The sequence below is a fragment of the Streptomyces sp. NPDC003456 genome (assembly GCF_042878735.1).
GTDB lineage: Bacteria > Actinomycetota > Actinomycetes > Streptomycetales > Streptomycetaceae > Streptomyces.
The window spans coordinates 65,848-85,480 of the sequence record NZ_JBIAOK010000005.1 but is presented as its reverse complement, the minus strand read 5'-3'; the positions used below and the strand labels follow the sequence as shown (position 1 = coordinate 85,480).

Genomic DNA, 19,633 nt, shown 5'->3' with positions numbered 1-19,633 from the left:
TCCCGGCGTATGGACATCCGACGTCTCAATCACCCCCATCACCGGCTCGCGCTGTCAGTGCGGTCCTGTTGTATGGGACGCATGGAGCACACGAGCAACGCGGAACTCCGGGCGGCGGCCGACACGGTCCTCGCCCGTCTCGTCGGCGACCCGTCCGGAGAGGCCCGGCTGCGCGAGGACCAGTGGCGGGCGATCGAGGCGCTGGTCGCCGACAGACGCCGTGCCCTCGTCGTGCAGCGGACCGGCTGGGGCAAGTCCGCGGTGTACTTCGTGGCGACCTCGCTGCTGCGGGCACAGGGCAGCGGCCCGACAGTCATCGTCTCCCCTCTGCTCGCCCTCATGCGGAACCAGGTGGAGGCCGCGGCCCGGGCCGGCATCCACGCCCGGACGATCAACTCGGCCAACACCGAGGAGTGGGACTCCGTCCAGGACGAGATCGCGGCGGGCGAGGTGGACGTCCTGCTCGTGAGTCCCGAGCGGCTGAACAACCCGGACTTCCGGGACCAGGTGCTGCCCCGGCTCGCCGCCGCCACCGGCCTGCTCGTGGTGGACGAGGCCCACTGCATCTCCGACTGGGGGCACGACTTCCGGCCGGACTACCGCCGGCTGCGCACGATGCTCGCCGACCTCCCGCCCGGTGTCCCCGTACTCGCGACCACCGCCACGGCCAACGCCCGTGTGACCGCCGATGTGGCGGAGCAGCTCGGCACCGGAGGTGCCTCGGACGCCCTCGTACTGCGGGGCCCGCTGGACCGGGACAGCCTGAGTCTCGGTGTGCTGCGACTCCCCGACGCGGCCCACCGGATGGGCTGGCTGGCCGAGCATCTCGACGAGCTGCCCGGCTCCGGCATCATCTACACGCTCACCGTGGCCGCGGCCGAGGAGGTCACCGCCTTCCTCCGGCAGCGCGGGCACACCGTGGCGTCCTACACCGGTAAGACGGAGAACGCCGATCGCCAGCAGGCTGAGGAGGACCTGCTCGCCAACAAGGTGAAGGCGCTGGTCGCCACGTCCGCCCTCGGCATGGGCTTCGACAAGCCCGACCTCGGTTTCGTGGTGCACCTCGGCTCGCCGTCCTCACCCATCGCCTACTACCAGCAGGTCGGGCGCGCGGGACGCGGAGTGGAACACGCGGAGGTGCTCCTGCTGCCGGGCGCGGAGGACGAGGCGATCTGGAAGTACTTCGCGTCGCTGGCGTTCCCCTCGGAGGACCTGGTGCGCCGCACTCTCGATCTCCTCGCCCGGGCGGAGAAGCCCCTGTCGTTGCCCGCGCTCGAACCCCTGGTGGAGCTGCGTCGCTCCCGCCTGGAGACGATGCTCAAGGTCCTCGACGTGGACGGAGCCGTGAAGCGGGTCAAGGGCGGCTGGATCGCGACCGGGCAGCCGTGGACGTACGACGCAGAGCGCTACGCCTGGGTGGCGCGCCAGCGCGAGGCCGAGCAGCAGGCCATGCGCGCGTACGCGTCCACGACGGAGTGCCGCATGGAGTTCCTGCAGCGCCAGCTGGACGACGAGGGGGCCAAGCCGTGCGGACGCTGCGACAACTGCGCGGGGCCGCGCTTCACGGCGGACATGTCCGAGGAGGCACTCGACGCGGCGCGCGTGGACCTGGGCCGGGCGGGTGTCGAGGTGGAGCCGCGCAGGATGTGGCCCACCGGTCTCCCTGCCATCGGAGTGGACCTCAAGGGCCGCATTCCGGCCGGTGAGCAGGCCGCGCCCGGTCGCGCCCTGGGCCGCCTGTCGGACATCGGCTGGGGCAACCGGCTGCGTCCCATGTTCGCGCCCCAGGCCGCTGACGGTCCCGTGCCGGACGACGTGGCGAAGGCCGTCGTGGGCGTCCTGGCCGACTGGGCGAGGGGCCCCGGCGGCTGGGCCCCGGGCGCACCGGACGCCCAGCCTCGCCCGGTCGGCGTCGTCACCGTCGCCTCCCGCATCCGGCCCGAGCTGATCCGCTCCCTGGGATCGCGCATCGCGGAGGTCGGACGGCTGCCGTTGCTGGGCACCGTCGAGCACACGGGCGACGCCCACTCGGTTTCCCGCAGCAACAGCGCTCAGCGCCTGAAGGCACTCGACGGCGCTCTCACCGTGTCGCCCGCCCTCGCGTCCGCGCTGGCGGAGGCCCACGGCCCGGTCCTTCTGGTGGACGACTACACGGAGACCGGCTGGACCCTCGCCGTCGCGGCCCGCCTGCTCCGACGCGCGGGCGCGCAGGCGGTGTTGCCCCTGGTCCTGGCGGTGCAGGGATGACGAGGGTCCAGCGGCGCCGTGCCCGGAAGTACCGGTGTGCGCCCTGACGGCCGGGGCCGCCCGGCCGTCACCGGGTGGCTCGCCAGGACGCGCGGCCCGACAACGGCGGGACGCACGACCGGACACGCCAGGACGCACGGCTTGGCATGGCAGGACCCGCACACCTCTGGACGCCGCGCAGGTCCGTGGCGTACGAACGTATCGGGCTCGAACGCCCCATGGGCGGACCGGTGCACCACGCGACAGGGATATTAGCCGCGCATCATCTGATAACGGTCGGCTGCCTCAATTGCTCGTTGCCGCATCCAAGTTCGACAGGAACAATTGAGGTCCGCTCCCCGCACGGCTCGTCCGCCGCTCAGGCAGGGCTTCGCCGCGGTGCGCGCTCCCAGGAATCCGACCCCGCCCGCAGTGTGGGCGCGTAGCCGAAGGGAGGACCGTGACCTTCGGATTCGCTCCGGCCTCGGCAGCGGCACCGACGCCCGCCGCCGCCAATCGCTTGCTCGAGCCCGCGGAATGGGCCGCCGCCGGTATCCCTTTGCTGCGCGACCCGCGTGAGGTCGTCAGCGGACTGCATGCGCGGCACCATCCCCAGCCGGCGACCGCGGTCGTCGCCGTGCTCGACCCGGACGAACGACTGCGCGCCAGCGCCTCGTTCGTCCGCCGCCCGGCAGCCGCCGACGGCTGGATGTTCCGCAACGTGCTGCTCGCCCAACTGCGTCGGATCATTCCGCACGACCTGCGCCGCCGTACGCCGGTACGCACCGCGGTGCTGCTCTACTGCCGTGAGGGCGACGCCCGTTGGACGGAGGAGGACGGCGCGTGGATGTGGGGGCTGCGTGACGCCTGCACCCTGCACGGGCTGCGCTGCGGCGCCTACATCACCCTGACCCGTGACGGCTGGCAGGTTCTCGGCGAGGGACGTGGCGGGCGCCGTCCCCACTCGGCCTCGGAACCGGAACCCTTCGCCATGTCCGAGGCACCGCCGCCCGCACCTCGTGCCGGGGGCGCCGCCTCCGAGATACTGCGCCGCGCCGCGGCCGCGCGCTGACCGCCTGACGGACCGCCCCGGCTCGAACCGGGGCCACCCGTCTCACACGGCGCGCCCGCACGGAACGGCGGTCCGCTCACAGCACGGCGGCCGGGCCGGGCCCCTCGATTCGACCGAAGGGCTACCTGGAGGCCCTGACCCGGGCGACGGCGGCGTCCCTCCGGGCGCTGCAGCCCGGACGTCCCGCCCCTGGGCCCTCAGGGCCCCTGCCCGGCACCGTCACCAGCCTGGTGAACGGCGTTCGGGCACACCGAACCGCCCACCGTGCGAAGCCGTCGGCACCGGCTCTGTGTCGACGCCGGCACCCGGGAAGGACCTCGTACTACGGGTCAGACGCCGGCGCCGAGCACGGAGTTGATCCGCTGCGGGTCCCCGCACACGATCAGCAGGGCCTTGGCCCGGGAGTGCGCCAGCGACAGGGCGCCGACCGCGGCGGGCTCGTCGCCGCCGTTGACGGCGACCACGACGACCGGGCGCGACCCGGCACGGGCGGCGACGGTCGCGTCCGTGTAGAAGACGTCGTCACCGGCGTCGTGCTGGGCCCAGTAGGAGGCTTCACCGAAGGACAGCTCGTGAGCGGCCCACGGATGCTGTTCACCGGTCGTGATGACCAGCACCTCGCCGGGGGCTCGACCGGAGTCCAGCAGCAGGTCCACGGCCTCCTCGGCAGCGTCGAGCGCGCCTTCGGCGGAAGCGGGGATCAGCTGGATCTGCGGTGCGGCGGGAGCCGCCGTGCCGGGGACGGGACCCGCCGGAGCGGGCTTGGCGGCCACATCACGCGGTGTGCGCTGCGCCGGCGGCGCGGGCCGGAGAGGCCCTGGACGACCGGGACGCGGCGGTGCCGCGGGACGGGGGCCGGGTACGGGACGGGGGGTCGGCGCGATGCGGCCACTGGCCGGAGTGGCGCGGGGACCCTGGGCACTCTCGTGAATCTGAGGCTCCTCGGGAATGAGAGGCATGGGTTGATATTTATCAAACGTTGGTGCGACCCGCGTCGGCGGGTGGTGCGTGCACACGAACGAAACGGTCAGAAGTCGAAGCCGAGCTGACCCTCGATCTCCGGAACGCTTCCGTCCGCCCAGCTGCGGACCTTCTTGAGGTGCCGCCACTGGGGCAGCGCATCAAGATACGCCCACGACAACCGGTGGTGGGGAGTGGGACCCCGCTCCGCCAGTGCGGCCTTGTGCACGGGTGAGGGATACCCGGCGTTGTCCGCAAAACCGAAGTCTGCATGGTCGATACCCAGTTCGGCCATCATTTTGTCGCGCTGGACCTTGGCGATCACCGAGGCCGCCGCGACCGCCACGCAGGACTGGTCACCCTTGATCACCGTACGGACCCGCCAGGGCGCGCCGAGGTAGTCGTGCTTGCCGTCGAGGATGACCGCGTCGGGACGCACCGGCAGGGCGTCCAGAGCACGCCCCGCGGCGAGCCGCAGCGCGGCCGTCATGCCGAGGGCGTCTATCTCCTCGGGGGAGGCATGCCCGAGGGCGAAGGACGTCACCCAGGTACGCAGTTCCTCGGCGAGCTTGGTCCGCCGCTTGAGGGTGAGCAGCTTCGAGTCCGTGAGGCCCTCGGGCGGGCGGCGCAGTCCGGTGATCGCCGCGCAGACGGTGACGGGACCGGCCCACGCGCCGCGCCCCACCTCGTCGACACCTGCAACGATCTTCGCTCCGGTCGTAGCCCTGAGGGAGCGCTCGACGGTGTGAGTAGGCGGTTCGTACGGCATGGCGCCCCTACATTACGCCGCCCTGATCGACACGCGACACCCCGGTCGGCCTCGGCCCGGCCCCCGCCTCGTCGGCGTCGCGTCAGCCGCCGGCCGGCCGCAGGAGCGGAACCATCAACTGGTCGATCATCTCCTCGACTTCATGATCCTTCCATTCGCAGCCGCACATCTTGGAGCGATACATCATCATCGCCGGAATGGCGTCGAAGACGTAGCCGTTGGCGGCGTCGGGGCGCACCTCTCCCCGCTCGATGCCACGGTCGATGACCGCCCGCAACATCCTCAGGGTGGGCTCGACCACCCCGTCGAAGATCACGGCATGGAAGCGCTCGGCCTGCGCGGTGTCGCATTCGTGAATGACCGAACGCAGTGCGAAACCGGGCCGGGAGAACATCGCGTCGCGAGCTCGCAGGCACAGCACCAGGAGGTCCTCACGCACACCCCCTTCGTCCGGGGTCTCGTCGAACCGGGGCAGTCCGGCGCGCAGGGCGTCGGCGACCAGGTCCTCCTTGGACGGCCAGCGCCGGTAGACCGCGGCCTTGCCGGTCTGCGCGCCGGCGGCGACGCCCTCCATCGTCAGGCCGTTCCAGCCGACCGTGCTCAGCTGCTCCAGAGCGGCGTCGAGGATCGCGCGCTCCAGTACGGCGCCGCGTCGGCGGGCGGTCGTCTGAGCGGGAGCGTCCGCCCAGCTGGGGGTGACCATCTGACTCTCTCCAACGAACAGGGGAAGCGGGGATTCCGGGGACGGGGGAAGGCGTCGTGCGGCCTCAGCGGGGGACGCGCCGGACGACGACCCAGCGAGTGAACGCTTGCGTTCACTGTCGGGGACTCACTACGGTTGACGCGACAGTGAACGCGAGCGTTCACTAAGGCACTCGTGGGGGACCCATAGTGACAACCTCTCCTTTGCTCAGCAGCCAAAAGCCGGGCGCGGCCCGCCGGGAGGGACGCCCCGGCATCGCACTCACGGTCATCGCGGCCTGCCAACTCATGGTGGTACTCGACGCGACGATTGTGAACATCGCGCTCCCGCACATTCAAGACGCGCTCCAGTTCAGCACCACCGACCTCACCTGGGTCGTCAGCTCCTACACACTCACCTTCGGCGGTCTGCTGCTCCTCGGCGGCCGCGCCGGGGACATCCTGGGCCGGCGCCGGGTGTTCATGACCGGCATCCTGCTGTTCACCCTGGCCTCCCTGCTCGGCGGGCTCGCCCAGGAGCCCTGGCAACTGCTGGCGGCTCGGGTCCTGCAGGGGGTGGGAGGCGCGATCGCGTCGCCCACGTCGCTGGCCCTCATCACCACCACGTTCCCCGAGGGGCCGGAACGCAACCGGGCCTTCGGAGTCTTCGCCGCGGTCTCGGCGGGCGGCGGCGCCATCGGCCTGCTCGCCGGCGGCATGCTCACCGAGTGGCTCGACTGGCGCTGGGTCCTCTTCGTCAACGTGCCGATCGGCATCCTCATCGCCGTGCTCACACCGCTGTACATCAGTGAGAGCGAACGGCACTCCGGCCGGTTCGACATCGCGGGTGCGGTGACCTCCACCGCCGGTATGGCCTCCTTGGTCTACGGCTTCATCCGGGCCGCGGACGAGGGATGGCGGGACAGCCTCACCATCGGTTCCTTCGTCGCCGCCGTGGTGCTGCTGGCGGCCTTCGTGCTCATCGAGTCCCGGGCCAAGGAACCGATCACCCCGCTGCGGATGTTCGCCGACCGCAACCGCTCGGGAACCTACGTGATCATGCTGAGCCTGGCCGCTGCGATGTTCGGCATGTTCTTCTACATCGTGCTGTTCGTGCAGAACGTGCTCGGATACACCCCGATCGAGGCCGGCCTGGCCTTCCTCCCGGTGACGGTCGTGATCGCGCTCGGTGCGGGTCTGTCCCAGCGCTTCCTGCCCGTCCTCGGTCCCAAGCCGTTCATGCTGGTGGGCACCGCGCTCGCGGCGATCGGCCTCGCCTGGCAGGCGCTGATCACCTCGGACAGCTCGTACGTCGGCGGGGTGCTCGGACCGATGCTGGTGTTCGGCTTCGGCATGGGCCTGAACTTCGTGACCCTGACGCTCACCGCGGTGTCCGGCGTCGCCCAGCACGAGGCCGGGGCGGCCTCCGGCCTGCTCAACACCATGCAGCAGGTGGGCGGTTCGCTGGGGCTGTCCATCCTCACGACCGTCTTCGGCACGGCCACGAGGAACGAGGCGGAGGAGCAGCTCCCGAACTTCATGGCCGAGGGCTCCGCGGAGCAGAAGGCGGAGTTCGCCGCGACCCACCAGCTGCCCGCGCCATGGGGTCACGAGGTACTGGCCCAGGGCATCTCCGCGGCCTTCATACCGGCGGCCGCGATGGCCGTCCTCGCTCTGATCACCGCGGCGGTGGTGATCCGGGTCCGCAAGAGCGACCTGGACGCCCTCGCCGGCTCCGCCGGACCGGGCATCGGCTGAGCGGCACCCACCGCGGGCCGGCTTGCGCGGCTCGCCGGCAGGTCTGACACAGACCCGCCGGCGGCTGCCGGGCCGGTCCGCTCGCGCGAGCGGATGACCGCCACGCACTCGCGGGACACGCGACACCGGCGACCAGCCGCTCCCGGCGACCGGGGCACGACACACACGAAGACGGCAGGCGGCCCGGCAGGACAGCAGAAGCGCCAGCACCAGAACCCTCATGACCTCCCCTTGCGCTCGTGCACCACCCCGTGCCCGGCATCCGACGTCCGGCTTCCCGGACCCCAAGAGCCAGGCAGCCGATGTCACGACAACGCACGGCCGGTCACGGAGAGTTCCCGGAGTGTACGGAGAGTTTCCGAAGGCGGCGGACTAGGCGGTCGTGGGCACCCAGTCCGGGAGCGCTTCCGTACGGCTGACCCACTCGGAAGGCGGTGCCCCGGCCTTCCCGGAGCCGATGACGCCGCCGACGATGGCGCAGGTGGTGTCGACATCACCCCCGGCCCGGGCTGTCGTCCAGAAACCCTGCTCGAAGTCACCGAGGCTGCGCGCGGCGGACCAGAGCGCGAAGGGCACGGTGTCGTGGGCGGTCTTGCGCCGCCCGCATCCCAGCACCGCCGCGACCGTGGCCGCGTCCCCGTAGTCGAGCATGTCCCGGGCCCGGCGCAGCCCCGCACCCACGGCGCTCTTGGGCACCAGGTCGATGACCCCGTCGAGCAGGGCCTCGGCGCCGGGCGGCCCGCCGGGGGACGCGGCGAAGGCAGCGGCCGCGGCGACGGCCATGGCACCGACGACCGCCTCCCGGTGCTGGTGGGTGGTGTACGCGGAAATCTCCGCCTGGTGGGTCGCCTGTTCCGGGTCGTCCGCGTACCAGGCGCCCAGCGGCGCGATGCGCATCGCGGCTCCGTTGCCCCAGGAGCCCTGCCCGTTGAACAGCGCTGCGGCGAGTTCGCGCCAGTCGCCGCCCTCCCTGACGCGTTGCAGCAGGCGGCCGACCGCGGGGCCGTAGCCCCGGTCGGCGTCATGGTGCTCGGCGAAGGACCGGGCGAGGGCGTCCTGGTCGATGCGGTGGTGGGCGGCCAGCACGGCGACGACGGAACAGGCCATCTCCGTGTCGTCCGTCCACTGCCAGGGCCCGTCCGGCACCTCGCGGCGTTTGAGGAGCGGGTAGTTCACCGGCACGAAGTACTGGGAGCCCAGTGCGTCCCCGACGCACAGCCCGCGCAGGCCGGCCAGGGCGCGGTCCAGGCGCACATCGAGGGAGGAATCAGCGGTCATCGCCCTGCCACTCTATCCGGTGACCCCGTACGGTTCGGGATCTCGCCAGCGGTCGAACGGCCGGTCGAGCGTGTACTTGCCGTCGTCCCCCAGAACGAGCATCCGCACCTCGCCGTTCCCCGGGTTGGACAGCGACTCGAACTCCGCCACCGTCCAGTGGAACCACCGCATGCAGAACAGCCGCATGGCCAGGCCGTGGGTGACGATCAGCACGTTCGGCGGATGGTCGGGGTCCTCGAAGCTACGGAAGAGGCTCTCGAGGAACCCGCCGACCCGGTCGTAGACGTCGGCCCCCGACTCCCCCTGGGCGAAGCGGTAGAAGAAGTGGCCGTAGGCGTCGCGGTAGGCCTTCTGCAGGCGCACGTCGTCCCGGTCCTGCCAGTTGCCCCAGTCCTGCTCGCGCAGCCGGGGCTCCTCACGGACCCGTATGAGACCGGGGTCGAGGTGGAAGGCGCGCAGCGTCTCGTGTGTGCGGCGGTAGGGGGAGACGTACACGCTGACGCGCTCGTCGCCGAAGATCTCGCGCAGGTGCTCGCCGGTGGCCTCGGCCTGCTGCCTGCCCCGCTCGGTCAGAGCCAGGGCGTGGTCGGGTTCACGCTCGTACACGGAGTCATCAACATTGCCCGTTGACTCGCCGTGCCGGACAAGGACGATGCGCCGTGGTCGTGCCATGCCGAAACCCTAGATCGAGTGGCGGCCCGTCGAGCACACATGCCGCACGGTTACAGCGTAGGTCACACCCTTCGCGCACCTCAGGTCACATCCGCCGCACCTCCCACGGTTCGGCTGCCGTCCGCCGGTCCCCGATTTCGCCTCCTCCACGGTTCACACGGTCCAGCTGGGCTCCATGTCGACGACGGCCCCGGTGAGCGCCGCCACGTCGGCCTCCGTCTGGGCCCGCAGGGCGAGCCGCTCCACCCGTTCGGTGCGGTACTTGCCGTGCTCGGCGGCCGACCGCCACATCGACAGCACCAGATACTCGTGCCCGGGCGCCTCGCCGAAGAGGCCGCGCACCATGCCCGGGGAACCGGCCATCGCGGGGTTCCAGACCTTCTCCTGCATCAGGACGAAGTGCTCCGCCCGCTCCGCGTGGACACGGCACAGCGCGACCCGCAGCAGGTCGGCGTCCGCGAAGCGCGGTTCGAAGCCGGTCTTCACGTCGAAGCGGTAGTCGAAGAGCCTGACCCGGGCGTCCTTGAACGTGCCCGACTGCGCCGCCGCGAGCCGGTCGTGCGAGCGCGCCATGAAGGAGTCGTAGAAGGCACGGCTCTCCCAGAAGGCGAAGATGTGCGCCACGTCGGGCCGCCTCCGGCTCCAGCCACCCCCCTGCCCCCGAAATCCCGGCTCCCCCAGAAGCCCCGCCCACTTCCGCTGCCCCCGCTCGAAACCGCGGCGGTCCACCACGGTGCAGCGAATCCACTTGACCAGCACCGCGCCATGGTAAGGCCCCGGGCGTGGCGTCGGTCACTCTCTGCCGGACCACTCCCCCACGCAGGTCCCCGCGCGCGTGGCAGGATGGACAAGCAGTCGTCATGGACCGGCAGTTGGGGCGAACATGCGGTCGGTACGGGGAAGGGGACTTGGGTGGACGGGCTGAACAAGGGGCTTCGCAAGATCGAGATCGCGATGCGGTGGGACCCCAGTCCGGCGGGACAGCCGTCCACGGACCTGGACCTGGTCGCGGCGACCTATCCGGCGGACGATCCGCACGGCGACCCGGCCTACGTCGTGCACTTCGACAGCCGCTCGCCCGACGGCACCATCTACCTCAACCGGGACAGCCAGGACGGGCAGGGCTTCGGCTACGACGAGGTCATGACGCTGGAGCTCGACCGGCTGGACGTCCGCTACGCGCGCGTGGTGGTCGGAGTCGTCATCCAGCAGCGGCCGGCGGAGCGCACCTTCGTCAGTGTGATCAATCCCGGCCTGCGGATCCGCGAGGGCTACACCGTCCTGGCGGAGGACGACTTCGGTGGTGTCCTCGGGGCGACGGCGACCACGGTCGCCGAGTTCGTGCGGGAAGGCTCCGGCCCGTGGGAGTTCCGCCCCGGTCTGCGCGGCTTCGAGGGCGACCCGGTCGAGTTCACCCGGACGATGGGAGCGGCGCACCGGCCTTGAAGCCGGTGTACCGGACTGCGGGAACAGCGGGCTCGGGTCAGGCCGGAACGCCGTTCCGGCCGCTCACGGCCCGCCGGCGTCCGGCCTGTGCGGACGAGAGGGGCACCGCCCGAAGGCGGTGCCCCTCTCTCATGGGCTCAGACGCTCGGCGTCAGCTGCAGCCGCTGGTGGAGCCGCAGCCCTCGCAGATGTAGCAGGAACCGGCCCGCTGCATCTTCGTGCCGCAGGAGAAGCACAGCGGGGCGTCGGCCTGGATGCCCAGCTGCATCTCGACCAGTTCGGCGCTGGTGTGGGCCTGCTGCGGGACGGGCTTGACCGCCTCTTCCGCCTTCGGCGCGGTGACGGCCTTCAGCTCCTGGGCGCGCGGCGCCGACTGCGCCAGACCCTCGACGTCGACCTCGTCCTCGGTCGGCTCGTAGGAACCGGTCTCCAGGTGACGCTGACGCTCCTCGGCGGAGTGGATGCCGAGCGCGGAGCGCGTCTCGAAGGGCAGGAAGTCCAGCGCCAGGCGGCGGAAGATGTAGTCGACGATCGACTGCGCCATCCGCACGTCCGGGTCGTCGGTCATGCCGGCCGGCTCGAAGCGCATGTTGGTGAACTTCGAGACGTACGTCTCCAGCGGCACGCCGTACTGCAGACCGACGGAGACCGCGATGGAGAAGGCGTCCATCATGCCCGCGAGGGTCGAGCCCTGCTTGGACATCTTCAGGAAGACCTCACCGAGACCGTCGTCCGGGTAGGAGTTGGCCGTCATGTAGCCCTCGGCGCCGCCGACGGTGAAGGACGTGGTGATGCCGGGGCGTCCCTTCGGCAGGCGCTTGCGGACCGGGCGGTACTCGACGACCTTCTCGACCGCGGTACGGATCGTATCCTCGGCCTTCTCGGTGATCTCCGCCTTCTCCTTCTCCTTGGTCTTGGCGGAGAGGGGCTGGCCGACCTTGCAGTTGTCGCGGTAGATCGCGAGGGCCTTGACGCCGAGCTTCCAGGCCTCGAAGTAGATCTCCTCGACCTCCTCGACGGTCGCCGTCTCCGGCATGTTGACCGTCTTGGAGATGGCGCCCGAGATCCACGGCTGGATCGCGGCCATCATGCGGACGTGGCCCATCGGGGAGATGGCCCGCTCGCCCATGGCGCAGTCGAACACCTCGTAGTGCTCCGGCTTGAGACCGGGGGCGTCGATCACGTTGCCGTTCTCGGCGATGTGGGCGACGATCGCCTCGATCTGCTCCTCGAGGTAGCCCAGGCGGCGCAGGGCCTGCGGGACGGTGCCGTTGACGATCTGCATCGAGCCGCCGCCGACGAGCTTCTTGAACTTGACCAGGGCCAGGTCGGGCTCGACGCCGGTGGTGTCGCAGGACATCGCGAGACCGATGGTGCCGGTCGGGGCGAGCACGGACGCCTGCGAGTTACGGAAACCGTTCTTCTCGCCCAGGCGCAGGACGTCGCCCCAGGCCTCGCTGGCGGCGGCCCACACCGGGGTGTCCAGATCGTCCATGCGGACGGCCGTGTCGTTGGCGTCGGAGTGCTGCTTCATGACGCGCTTGTGGGCGTCGGCGTTGCGGGCGTAGCCGTCGTACGGGCCGACCACCGAGGCGAGCTCGGCGGAGCGGCGGTAGGCCGTGCCGGTCATCAGGGAGGTGATGGCACCGGCGAGGGCGCGGCCGCCGTCGGAGTCGTAGGCGTGGCCGGTGGCCATCAGCAGGGCGCCGAGGTTGGCGTAGCCGATGCCCAGCTGGCGGAAGGCGCGGGTGTTCTCGCCGATCTTCTGGGTCGGGAAGTCCGCGAAGCAGATCGAGATGTCCATCGCGGTGATGACCAGCTCGACGACCTTCTGGAAGCGCTCGGCCTCGAACGACTGGTTGCCCTTGCCGTCGTCCTTGAGGAACTTCATCAGGTTCAGCGAGGCCAGGTTGCAGGACGTGTTGTCCAGGTGCATGTACTCGCTGCACGGGTTCGACGCGGTGATCCGGCCGGACTCGGGGCAGGTGTGCCAGTTGTTGATCGTGTCGTCGTACTGGATGCCGGGGTCGGCGCAGGCCCAGGCGGCCTGGGCGATCTTGCGGAAGAGCGCCTTCGCGTCGACCTCCTCGATGACCTCGCCGGTCATCCGGCCGCGCAGCCCGAACTGACCGCCCTGCTCGACCGCCGTCATGAACTCGTCGTTGACGCGGACCGAGTTGTTGGCGTTCTGGTACTGGACGGACGTGATGTCGTCGCCGCCCAGGTCCATGTCGAAGCCGGCGTCGCGCAGGACGCGGATCTTCTCCTCTTCCTTCACCTTGGTCTCGATGAAGTCCTCGATGTCGGGGTGGTCCACGTCGAGGACGACCATCTTGGCGGCACGGCGGGTGGCGCCGCCCGACTTGATCGTGCCGGCGGAGGCGTCGGCACCGCGCATGAAGGAGACGGGGCCGGAGGCGTTGCCACCGGAGGACAGCAGCTCCTTGGAGGAGCGGATGCGGGAGAGGTTCAGGCCGGCGCCGGAGCCGCCCTTGAAGATCATGCCCTCTTCCTTGTACCAGTCGAGGATCGACTCCATGGAGTCGTCGACGGACAGGATGAAGCAGGCGGAGACCTGCTGGGGCTGCGGCGTGCCCACGTTGAACCACACGGGGCTGTTGAAGCTGAAGATCTGGTGCAGGAGGGCGTAGGCCAGCTCGTGCTCGAAGATCTCGGCGTCCGCCGGGGAGGAGAAGTACTTGTAGTCCTCTCCGGCCTTCCGGTACGTCTTCACGATGCGGTCGATCAGCTGCCTGAGGCTGGTCTCGCGCTGGGGGGTGCCCACGGCACCGCGGAAGTACTTGCTGGTGACGATGTTGACCGCGTTCACCGACCAGAAGTCGGGGAACTCCACGCCGCGCTGCTCGAAGTTGACCGAGCCGTCGCGCCAGTTGGTCATGACGACGTCACGGCGCTCCCAGGCCACCTCGTCATAGGGGTGGACCCCGGGGGTGGTGTGGATGCGCTCGATACGCAGGCCCTTGCTCGCCTTGGGGCTCTTGGCGCGGGAACTCCGTGCCGGACCGCTCGCCGTCTCTGTCATGCCGCCTCCCTGTACGGGCGAAAACGCCCTGAAGTGCACCGATGTTCCCGATGCACGGTGTTCTGTCTGATGTTGCGGGCGCCCACTCACGCTGCCCGCAACAGGTCTTCACATCGCCGCCGTCCGGCCGGCCCGGAGCTGCCTTCCAAGGCCGGCCCGCCACTCAGTCGGCGGCGCCTGCGGGCTCGGGGACCTGTTTCGCCCCTCCGGACCCGCGGTCGTCTTCCTGGCTCCCCGCGTCGCCGCGGTCTTCGTCGCCCGCTTCGGGGTGCCCCGTCTGGGCCCTGAGTTCCGCGATCGCCGTCTCGAAGTCGTCGAGCGAGTCGAAGGCCCGGTAGACGGACGCGAACCTGAGGTAGGCGACGAGGTCCAGCTCCTGCAACGGGCCGAGTATGGCCAGCCCCACATCGTGGGTGGTCAGCTCGGCGCTTCCGGTGGCCCGCACCGCCTCCTCGACCCGCTGGCCGAGCTGGGCCAGCGCGTCCTCGGTGACGGGCCGCCCCTGACACGCCTTGCGCACACCGTTGATGATCTTCGTACGGCTGAAGGGTTCGGTGACCCCCGACCGCTTGACCACCATGAGCGAGCACGTCTCCACGGTCGTGAATCGACGGGAGCAGTCAGGGCACTGGCGGCGCCTGCGGATCGACGTGCCGTCGTCGGTCGTCCGGCTGTCGACCACGCGACTGTCGGGGTGCCTGCAGAAGGGGCAGTGCATGAACTCCGAACCCTCCTCACAGCAGACTCAAGAACCTCGCGGGACCTCTTGCGCCCCACGAAGCAGCCCCAAGCATAGGCGATGACCATGAGCGCGAAGACCCGGGGGACCACAACTTCTGGGCTGCTGTAGCAATCCAACCACTAGATGTGGGGATTGGCTCATACATCGAGGTCGCACGCGCGTGTCGCACGCGTGTCCCCTGGTGACGGCCGCCGCTGCGGCCCACGCCGGTCCCGTCGGCCGCTCGGGCCGCACACCCCTGCCGCCATGAGCGTGCCCCTGCGGGCGCACTTCTTGCACAGCCGTATCGCTGCGGCACATGCGGAGATACCGTGGGCGCCGCGGGGAGGGGGCGTGGGACTCCCGCACAGATGAGGGCTGGTCCCGAGGCTGGGGAATGCCGGATGGCAGACTGGGGCAGCAGTCCACGAGGCGATCACCCCGGCGGTGAAGAGTACAGCAATGGGCCCTTTTGCCCGCCGGGCAGCGCGGCCTCCAATACACCCGGACACGCCATTGCGCCCACCAATCCACGTTTTTTCACTCGAACGTGTGTTTGGCGCAACCTTTCGAAAGCAACTACCGTTGTCCAGCAGGGAGACCATCGAGAGGGGCCGACGTGACCACCACCGCAGACAGTGCCGCCATTACTGCCCAGGACCGCTCCCAGGGCCGACTGGAGCCGGTGCATGCGATGAACGAAGCCACGAACCCTGAGGGGCACAAGCGCTCCCTGCCGGGCCGACCTCCGGGCATCCGGGCGGACAGCTCCGGACTCACCGACCGCCAGCGCCGCGTCATCGAAGTCATCCGGGACTCGGTGCAGCGGCGCGGGTACCCGCCGTCGATGCGGGAGATCGGCCAGGCCGTCGGCCTCTCCAGCACCTCCTCCGTGGCGCACCAGCTGATGGCCCTGGAGCGCAAGGGCTTCCTGCGCCGCGACCCGCACCGCCCCCGCGCCTACGAGGTGCGCGGGTCGGACCAGGCCGCCACCGTGCAGCCCACGGACACGGCGGGCAAGCCGGCCGCCTCCTACGTCCCACTGGTCGGCCGTATCGCCGCGGGTGGTCCGATTCTCGCGGAGGAGTCCGTCGAGGACGTCTTCCCCCTGCCCCGGCAGCTCGTCGGCGACGGTGAGCTGTTCGTCCTCAAGGTCGTCGGCGACTCGATGATCGAGGCTGCGATCTGCGACGGCGACTGGGTCACGGTGCGCCGCCAGCCCGTCGCCGAGAACGGTGACATCGTGGCCGCCATGCTCGACGGCGAAGCCACCGTCAAGCGCTTCAAGCGCGAGGACGGCCACGTCTGGCTCCTGCCGCACAACGCGGCCTACGAGCCGATCCCCGGCGACGACGCGACCATCCTCGGCAAGGTCGTGGCCGTACTGCGCCGCGTCTGACCCAGCGCACGGCATCGGACGGGCCCGGCCGGCCCGCCCTCAGACCGGGCCCCGGAACCCCTGCGCCGGTTCCGGGGTCCTGCGCTGTCCGGGGGCGGCAGGACGACCGCACCGGCGAGCACCCTGCTCTGCGCTTGGCAGGAGGCGGGGACGGGCTCCCCTCGAGCGTGCCCATCGCGGCTCTCTCCCGCCCAGACGCTCCGCCGCACGCGTCGCGGCCTGGTTCGCCCCCTCGGGCGGTACCGGAGACCGCGACATGAGGGTCAGACGTCTTCCGCCTGTTCCGTGCCCCCCTCCGCCTGCTTCGCCGCCGCGTCGATCGCCGACAGTGACTTGCGCACCTGGTTCCGGTCCGTCGTGAACCAGAAGTCAGGCAGCGACGCCTTGAGGTAGCTGCCGTAGCGCGCGGTCGCCAGACGCTGGTCCAGCACGGCGACCACGCCGCGGTCGCCGGACGCCCGCACCAGACGGCCGGCGCCCTGAGCCATCAGCAGCGCGGCGTGGGTCGCGGCGACAGCCATGAAGCCGTTGCCGCCCGCGTCCTCGACGGCCTTCTGGCGGGCACTCATCAGCGGGTCGTCCGGCCGCGGGAAGGGGATCTTGTCCATGACGACCAGCTGGCAGCTGGGGCCCGGGACGTCCACGCCCTGCCACAGCGACAACGTGCCGAACAGGCAGGTCCTGGGGTCGGCCGCGAAGTTCTTGATGAGCTCACCGAGCGTCTCCTCGCCCTGGAGGAGGATCGGGAACTCTGGGATGCGCGAGCGCAGCTCCTCGGCGGCCAGCTGCGCTCCGCGCATCGAGGAGAAGAGGCCCAGAGTGCGGCCGCCGGCCGCCTGGATCAGCTCCGTCAACTCGTCCAGCATGTCGGCGCGGTCGCCGTCCCGCGCGGGTCGCGCCAGGTGCTTGGCGACGTACAGGATGCCCTGCTTGCGGTAGTCGAAGGGCGAGCCGACGTCGATGCCCTTCCACTGCGGGACGTCGTCCCCTTCGGTGCCCTCGGGGGCGAGGCCCAGGGAGGCTCCGACACCGTTGAAGTCGCCGCCCAGTTTCAGGGTCGCGGACGTCAGGATCACCGAGCGGTCGGCGAAGAGCTTCTCCCGCAGCAGGCCCGAGACCGACATGGGGGCGACCCGCAGGGAGGCACCGAAACGGTCGTGCCGCTCGTACCAGACGACGTCCCATTCGGAGCCGTTGGTGATCCGCTCCGCCACGTCGTGCACGTTCTCCACGGAGGCGAGAGCCTGCTTGCGGACCGCGTCCTCGTCCTGGACGGACTTGTCACGGGTCGTGCCGATGGCGGAGATGACCGTGCGGCACGCGTCACGCAGGGCCATGAGGGCGTACCCGAGGTCCTCCGGGATCTCCTCGAGACGGCCGGGAAGCGCCAGCTCCATCAGCCGCTCGAAGCCCTCGGCGGCGGTCTGCAGCTGATCGGCGGCCTTCTCGTTGACGAGCTTGGCGGCCCGGCGCACCGCGCGGTTGACCTGGCCGGGCGTGAGCTCACCGGTAGCGACCCCGGTGACCCGTGAGACCAGCTCGTGCGCCTCGTCGACGATCAGCACCTCGTGCTGCGGGAGCACCGGGGCGCCTTCGATGGCGTCGATCGCGAGGAGCGCGTGGTTGGTGACGACGACCTCGGCGAGCTTCGCCCGCTCCCGCGCCATCTCGGCGAAGCACTCCGCGCCGTACGCGCACTTCGACGCGCCGAGGCACTCCCGCGACGAGACCGACACCTGGGCCCAGGCCCGGTCGGAGATGCCCGGCGTCAGGTCGTCGCGGTCTCCGGTCTCCGTCTCGTCGGCCCAGTCCCGCACCCGCAGGAGGTCCTGGCCCAGCTTGCTGGTGGGTGCCGCCGCTTCGAACTGGTCGAAGAGCCCGTCCTCCTCGTCCTGCGGGACACCTTCGTGCAGCCGGTGCAGGCACAGGTAGTTCGACCGGCCCTTGAGCATCGCGAACTCGGGGCGACGGCGCAGCAAGGGGTGCAGCGACTCGACCGTTCTGGGCAGGTCTCGCTCGACCAACTGACGCTGCAGGGCAAGCGTGGCGGTCGCGACTACCACACGCTCCCCGTGCGCGAGCGCGGGCACCAGGTAACCCAGCGACTTGCCGGTGCCGGTGCCGGCCTGGACCAGCAGATGGGAGCCGTCGTCGATCGCTTCCTCGACGGCTTCGGCCATGGCTACCTGACCGGGGCGCTCCGTACCGCCGACGGCAGCGACGGCAGCATGCAGGAGTTCGGGGAGAGAGGGCTTCGTCATAGCCCGACCACCCTACGACCCGGCACTGACAAACGGGTGGTCACGGCGAGGAAGGGGGACGGGAGCGGAGCCAGGATACGCGGTGGAGGCGCGGCAGGGGTGGAGGGCGGCGGGTTCAAGGTGCGGCTCCATGACGGGGCAGGGCGGGGCGGGGCTGGTCGCGGAGGGAGGTTGGTCGCTGGGTGACCGGTGGCCAGCCACTCCCCGCTGGGCCGTGAGGCCCGAGCGGCCGGGGGCAGGGTCAGGGAGGTGCCTCGGGATCGATCGTCGGCGTACCGGATTTTCCGTCCGCGAGCGGGAACCACGGCGGCCGGCACCGCGTTCAATGAGTGATGACCGGGTGACACAGCGCTACAACACATGCAGGAGCGACCGTTCCCGGACCATGAGGGCCCCTGTCTTACCGGGCAGGTCGACCTCGGCGGCGAACCGAAAGCCGGCAGTGAGGAAAGCGGCGATGGAGGGGGTGTTGCGAATGTCGGGTTCCGCGATGACGCGTGCGCAGGAGGGTCGCCGCGCGAGAACGAGATCGGCCACGGCGCGGAGCAGCAGGCCGCCCAGACCGCGTCCACGGTCGGGGACCTCGCCGAGAAGCAGGTGCAGCCCCGTGTCGTGCGGCCGTGCCGGGTAGAACCGGGCCAGCGGATCCAGATCGGCACGGTAGACCTCCCAGTAGCTCATCGGTCTCCCGTCCAGTACGCCGACGCACGGCAGGCTGCGCCCGTCAGCGGCGAGCTGGGCACGGATGTGGTCCTCGGTCACGCTCGGGGGACCGGACAGCTCCCAGAAGGCTGCCGCTGCGGGGTCGTTCATCCAGCGGCTGATCAGCCGAAGGTCGCGCTCCAGGCGTGCGGGGACCAGATGGAAGGTGCCCGCGGGTGTCCGGACCGGTCCCCAGCCGGCGATCCCGTCCAGGAGGTCGTCGAACGCCGGGCGGGAGGGCGTGTCCTCGGAAGGGGAAGGCCAGTGAGGCGCTGTCCCCTGCCTGTCGCCTGAAGTTGTTCGGGTGAACTCCGGCGCCTCTCCTTCGGCCCACGCGAGAAATGCGTCGGGGAGGTGCAGGTCCAAGGTGTCCTCACCCTGCTTCTCGACGCTTGGCTCTTCCCGATCGTCCTCACCTGCGACGGCGCCCGTGTCGTCCCCGGCGCCGACGCCAGGGCCGACGTCGGAGCGGTGGGCCGCAGGGTGAGGCTCTAGGTCGGCTGGCCCTCTGCTGTCGTGCTCGCCGACAGTCGGCGGGCTGACGGCGACGTGAGTCTCGGCGGTCGGCTCAGCGGGAAGCACCGAGGGCTCCTCTCGGACAAGGGGGTGAGACAGGACCTCAGGGTCGGAAGGGAGAAAGGTAGG

At 70.6% G+C, this 19,633-nt stretch carries 16 protein-coding genes; 6 read left to right on the top strand and 10 right to left on the bottom strand.

Going from position 1 to position 19,633, the window contains the following annotated elements:
- Positions 1-81: 81 nt before the first annotated feature.
- Complete coding sequence (locus ACFYWG_RS21410) at positions 82-2,247, top strand: RecQ family ATP-dependent DNA helicase (protein WP_389202868.1); 2,166 nt, start codon at positions 82-84, stop codon at positions 2,245-2,247.
- Between the two features lie 439 nt (positions 2,248-2,686).
- Positions 2,687-3,298, top strand: a complete 612-nt coding sequence (locus ACFYWG_RS21405; RefSeq protein WP_383509147.1) for a hypothetical protein — start codon at positions 2,687-2,689, stop codon at positions 3,296-3,298.
- A 329-nt stretch (positions 3,299-3,627) separates the two neighbouring features.
- On the opposite strand, the gene ACFYWG_RS21400 is transcribed toward ACFYWG_RS21405, so the two are convergent.
- The 3 genes from ACFYWG_RS21400 to ACFYWG_RS21390 form a co-directional block, all read right to left on the bottom strand.
- On the bottom strand, positions 3,628-4,257 hold the full coding sequence (locus ACFYWG_RS21400; RefSeq protein ID WP_383509144.1) for a hypothetical protein: 630 nt from the start codon (positions 4,255-4,257) through the stop codon (positions 3,628-3,630).
- Between the two features lie 68 nt (positions 4,258-4,325).
- On the bottom strand, positions 4,326-5,027 hold the full coding sequence (locus ACFYWG_RS21395) for a ribonuclease HII (RefSeq protein ID WP_383509141.1): 702 nt from the start codon (positions 5,025-5,027) through the stop codon (positions 4,326-4,328).
- A gap of 82 nt (positions 5,028-5,109) precedes the next feature.
- Positions 5,110-5,730: a TetR/AcrR family transcriptional regulator gene (locus tag ACFYWG_RS21390; RefSeq protein ID WP_376327567.1), complete on the bottom strand. Its 621-nt coding sequence runs from the start codon at positions 5,728-5,730 to the stop codon at positions 5,110-5,112.
- A 188-nt stretch (positions 5,731-5,918) separates the two neighbouring features.
- On the opposite strand from ACFYWG_RS21390, the gene ACFYWG_RS21385 reads away from it, so the two are divergent.
- Positions 5,919-7,466: an MFS transporter gene (locus ACFYWG_RS21385; RefSeq protein ID WP_383509138.1), complete on the top strand. Its 1,548-nt coding sequence runs from the start codon at positions 5,919-5,921 to the stop codon at positions 7,464-7,466.
- A gap of 372 nt (positions 7,467-7,838) precedes the next feature.
- On the opposite strand, the gene ACFYWG_RS21380 is transcribed toward ACFYWG_RS21385, so the two are convergent.
- The 3 genes from ACFYWG_RS21380 to ACFYWG_RS21370 form a co-directional block, all read right to left on the bottom strand.
- A complete protein-coding gene (locus ACFYWG_RS21380) occupies positions 7,839-8,744 on the bottom strand; it encodes an ADP-ribosylglycohydrolase family protein (RefSeq protein WP_383509135.1) in 906 nt (301 codons plus the stop codon).
- A gap of 12 nt (positions 8,745-8,756) precedes the next feature.
- Positions 8,757-9,416: a histidine phosphatase family protein gene (locus tag ACFYWG_RS21375; protein ID WP_383509132.1), complete on the bottom strand. Its 660-nt coding sequence runs from the start codon at positions 9,414-9,416 to the stop codon at positions 8,757-8,759.
- Between the two features lie 153 nt (positions 9,417-9,569).
- Positions 9,570-10,175: a YdbC family protein gene (locus ACFYWG_RS21370; protein WP_376327573.1), complete on the bottom strand. Its 606-nt coding sequence runs from the start codon at positions 10,173-10,175 to the stop codon at positions 9,570-9,572.
- A gap of 153 nt (positions 10,176-10,328) precedes the next feature.
- On the opposite strand from ACFYWG_RS21370, the gene ACFYWG_RS21365 reads away from it, so the two are divergent.
- Positions 10,329-10,862, top strand: a complete 534-nt coding sequence (locus tag ACFYWG_RS21365; protein ID WP_376327575.1) for a TerD family protein — start codon at positions 10,329-10,331, stop codon at positions 10,860-10,862.
- A gap of 151 nt (positions 10,863-11,013) precedes the next feature.
- Here ACFYWG_RS21365 and ACFYWG_RS21360 read toward each other — a convergent pair whose 3' ends face one another.
- The gene (locus ACFYWG_RS21360; protein ID WP_389202863.1) at positions 11,014-13,905 is read right to left on the bottom strand and encodes a vitamin B12-dependent ribonucleotide reductase; all 2,892 of its coding nucleotides are present in this window, start codon (positions 13,903-13,905) and stop codon (positions 11,014-11,016) included.
- 163 nt (positions 13,906-14,068) lie between these two features.
- Positions 14,069-14,623 carry a transcriptional regulator NrdR gene (gene nrdR, locus ACFYWG_RS21355; RefSeq protein WP_383510558.1) on the bottom strand — a complete coding sequence of 185 codons (555 nt, stop codon included), beginning with the start codon at positions 14,621-14,623 and terminating at the stop codon, positions 14,069-14,071.
- 622 nt (positions 14,624-15,245) lie between these two features.
- On the opposite strand from nrdR, the gene lexA reads away from it, so the two are divergent.
- Positions 15,246-16,025 (top strand): transcriptional repressor LexA, encoded by a 780-nt coding sequence (lexA, locus tag ACFYWG_RS21350; protein WP_333935681.1) that lies wholly within the window; start codon positions 15,246-15,248, stop codon positions 16,023-16,025.
- 263 nt (positions 16,026-16,288) lie between these two features.
- Here lexA and ACFYWG_RS21345 read toward each other — a convergent pair whose 3' ends face one another.
- The gene (locus tag ACFYWG_RS21345; RefSeq protein WP_389202859.1) at positions 16,289-18,286 is read right to left on the bottom strand and encodes an ATP-dependent DNA helicase; all 1,998 of its coding nucleotides are present in this window, start codon (positions 18,284-18,286) and stop codon (positions 16,289-16,291) included.
- A 351-nt stretch (positions 18,287-18,637) separates the two neighbouring features.
- Positions 18,638-19,354 carry a GNAT family N-acetyltransferase gene (locus ACFYWG_RS21340; RefSeq protein ID WP_389202857.1) on the bottom strand — a complete coding sequence of 239 codons (717 nt, stop codon included), beginning with the start codon at positions 19,352-19,354 and terminating at the stop codon, positions 18,638-18,640.
- Here ACFYWG_RS21340 and ACFYWG_RS21335 point away from each other — a divergent pair.
- A complete protein-coding gene (locus tag ACFYWG_RS21335; RefSeq protein WP_389202855.1) occupies positions 19,343-19,483 on the top strand; it encodes a hypothetical protein in 141 nt (46 codons plus the stop codon). The genes ACFYWG_RS21340 and ACFYWG_RS21335 overlap by 12 nt on opposite strands.
- The last annotated feature ends 150 nt before the right edge of the window (positions 19,484-19,633 follow it).

Bases quoted from the DNA above. Each gene is read 5' to 3' on its own strand.
- ACFYWG_RS21410 (WP_389202868.1), top strand. From the start codon at position 82: ATGGAGCACACGAGCAACGCGGAACTCCGGGCGGCGGCCGACACGGTC.
- ACFYWG_RS21400 (WP_383509144.1), bottom strand. From the start codon at position 4,257: ATGCCTCTCATTCCCGAGGAGCCTCAGATTCACGAGAGTGCCCAGGGT.
- ACFYWG_RS21395 (WP_383509141.1), bottom strand. From the start codon at position 5,027: ATGCCGTACGAACCGCCTACTCACACCGTCGAGCGCTCCCTCAGGGCT.
- ACFYWG_RS21390 (WP_376327567.1), bottom strand. From the start codon at position 5,730: ATGGTCACCCCCAGCTGGGCGGACGCTCCCGCTCAGACGACCGCCCGC.
- ACFYWG_RS21380 (WP_383509135.1), bottom strand. From the start codon at position 8,744: ATGACCGCTGATTCCTCCCTCGATGTGCGCCTGGACCGCGCCCTGGCC.
- ACFYWG_RS21375 (WP_383509132.1), bottom strand. From the start codon at position 9,416: ATGGCACGACCACGGCGCATCGTCCTTGTCCGGCACGGCGAGTCAACG.
- ACFYWG_RS21360 (WP_389202863.1), bottom strand. From the start codon at position 13,905: ATGACAGAGACGGCGAGCGGTCCGGCACGGAGTTCCCGCGCCAAGAGC.
- nrdR (WP_383510558.1), bottom strand. From the start codon at position 14,623: ATGCACTGCCCCTTCTGCAGGCACCCCGACAGTCGCGTGGTCGACAGC.
- ACFYWG_RS21345 (WP_389202859.1), bottom strand. From the start codon at position 18,286: ATGACGAAGCCCTCTCTCCCCGAACTCCTGCATGCTGCCGTCGCTGCC.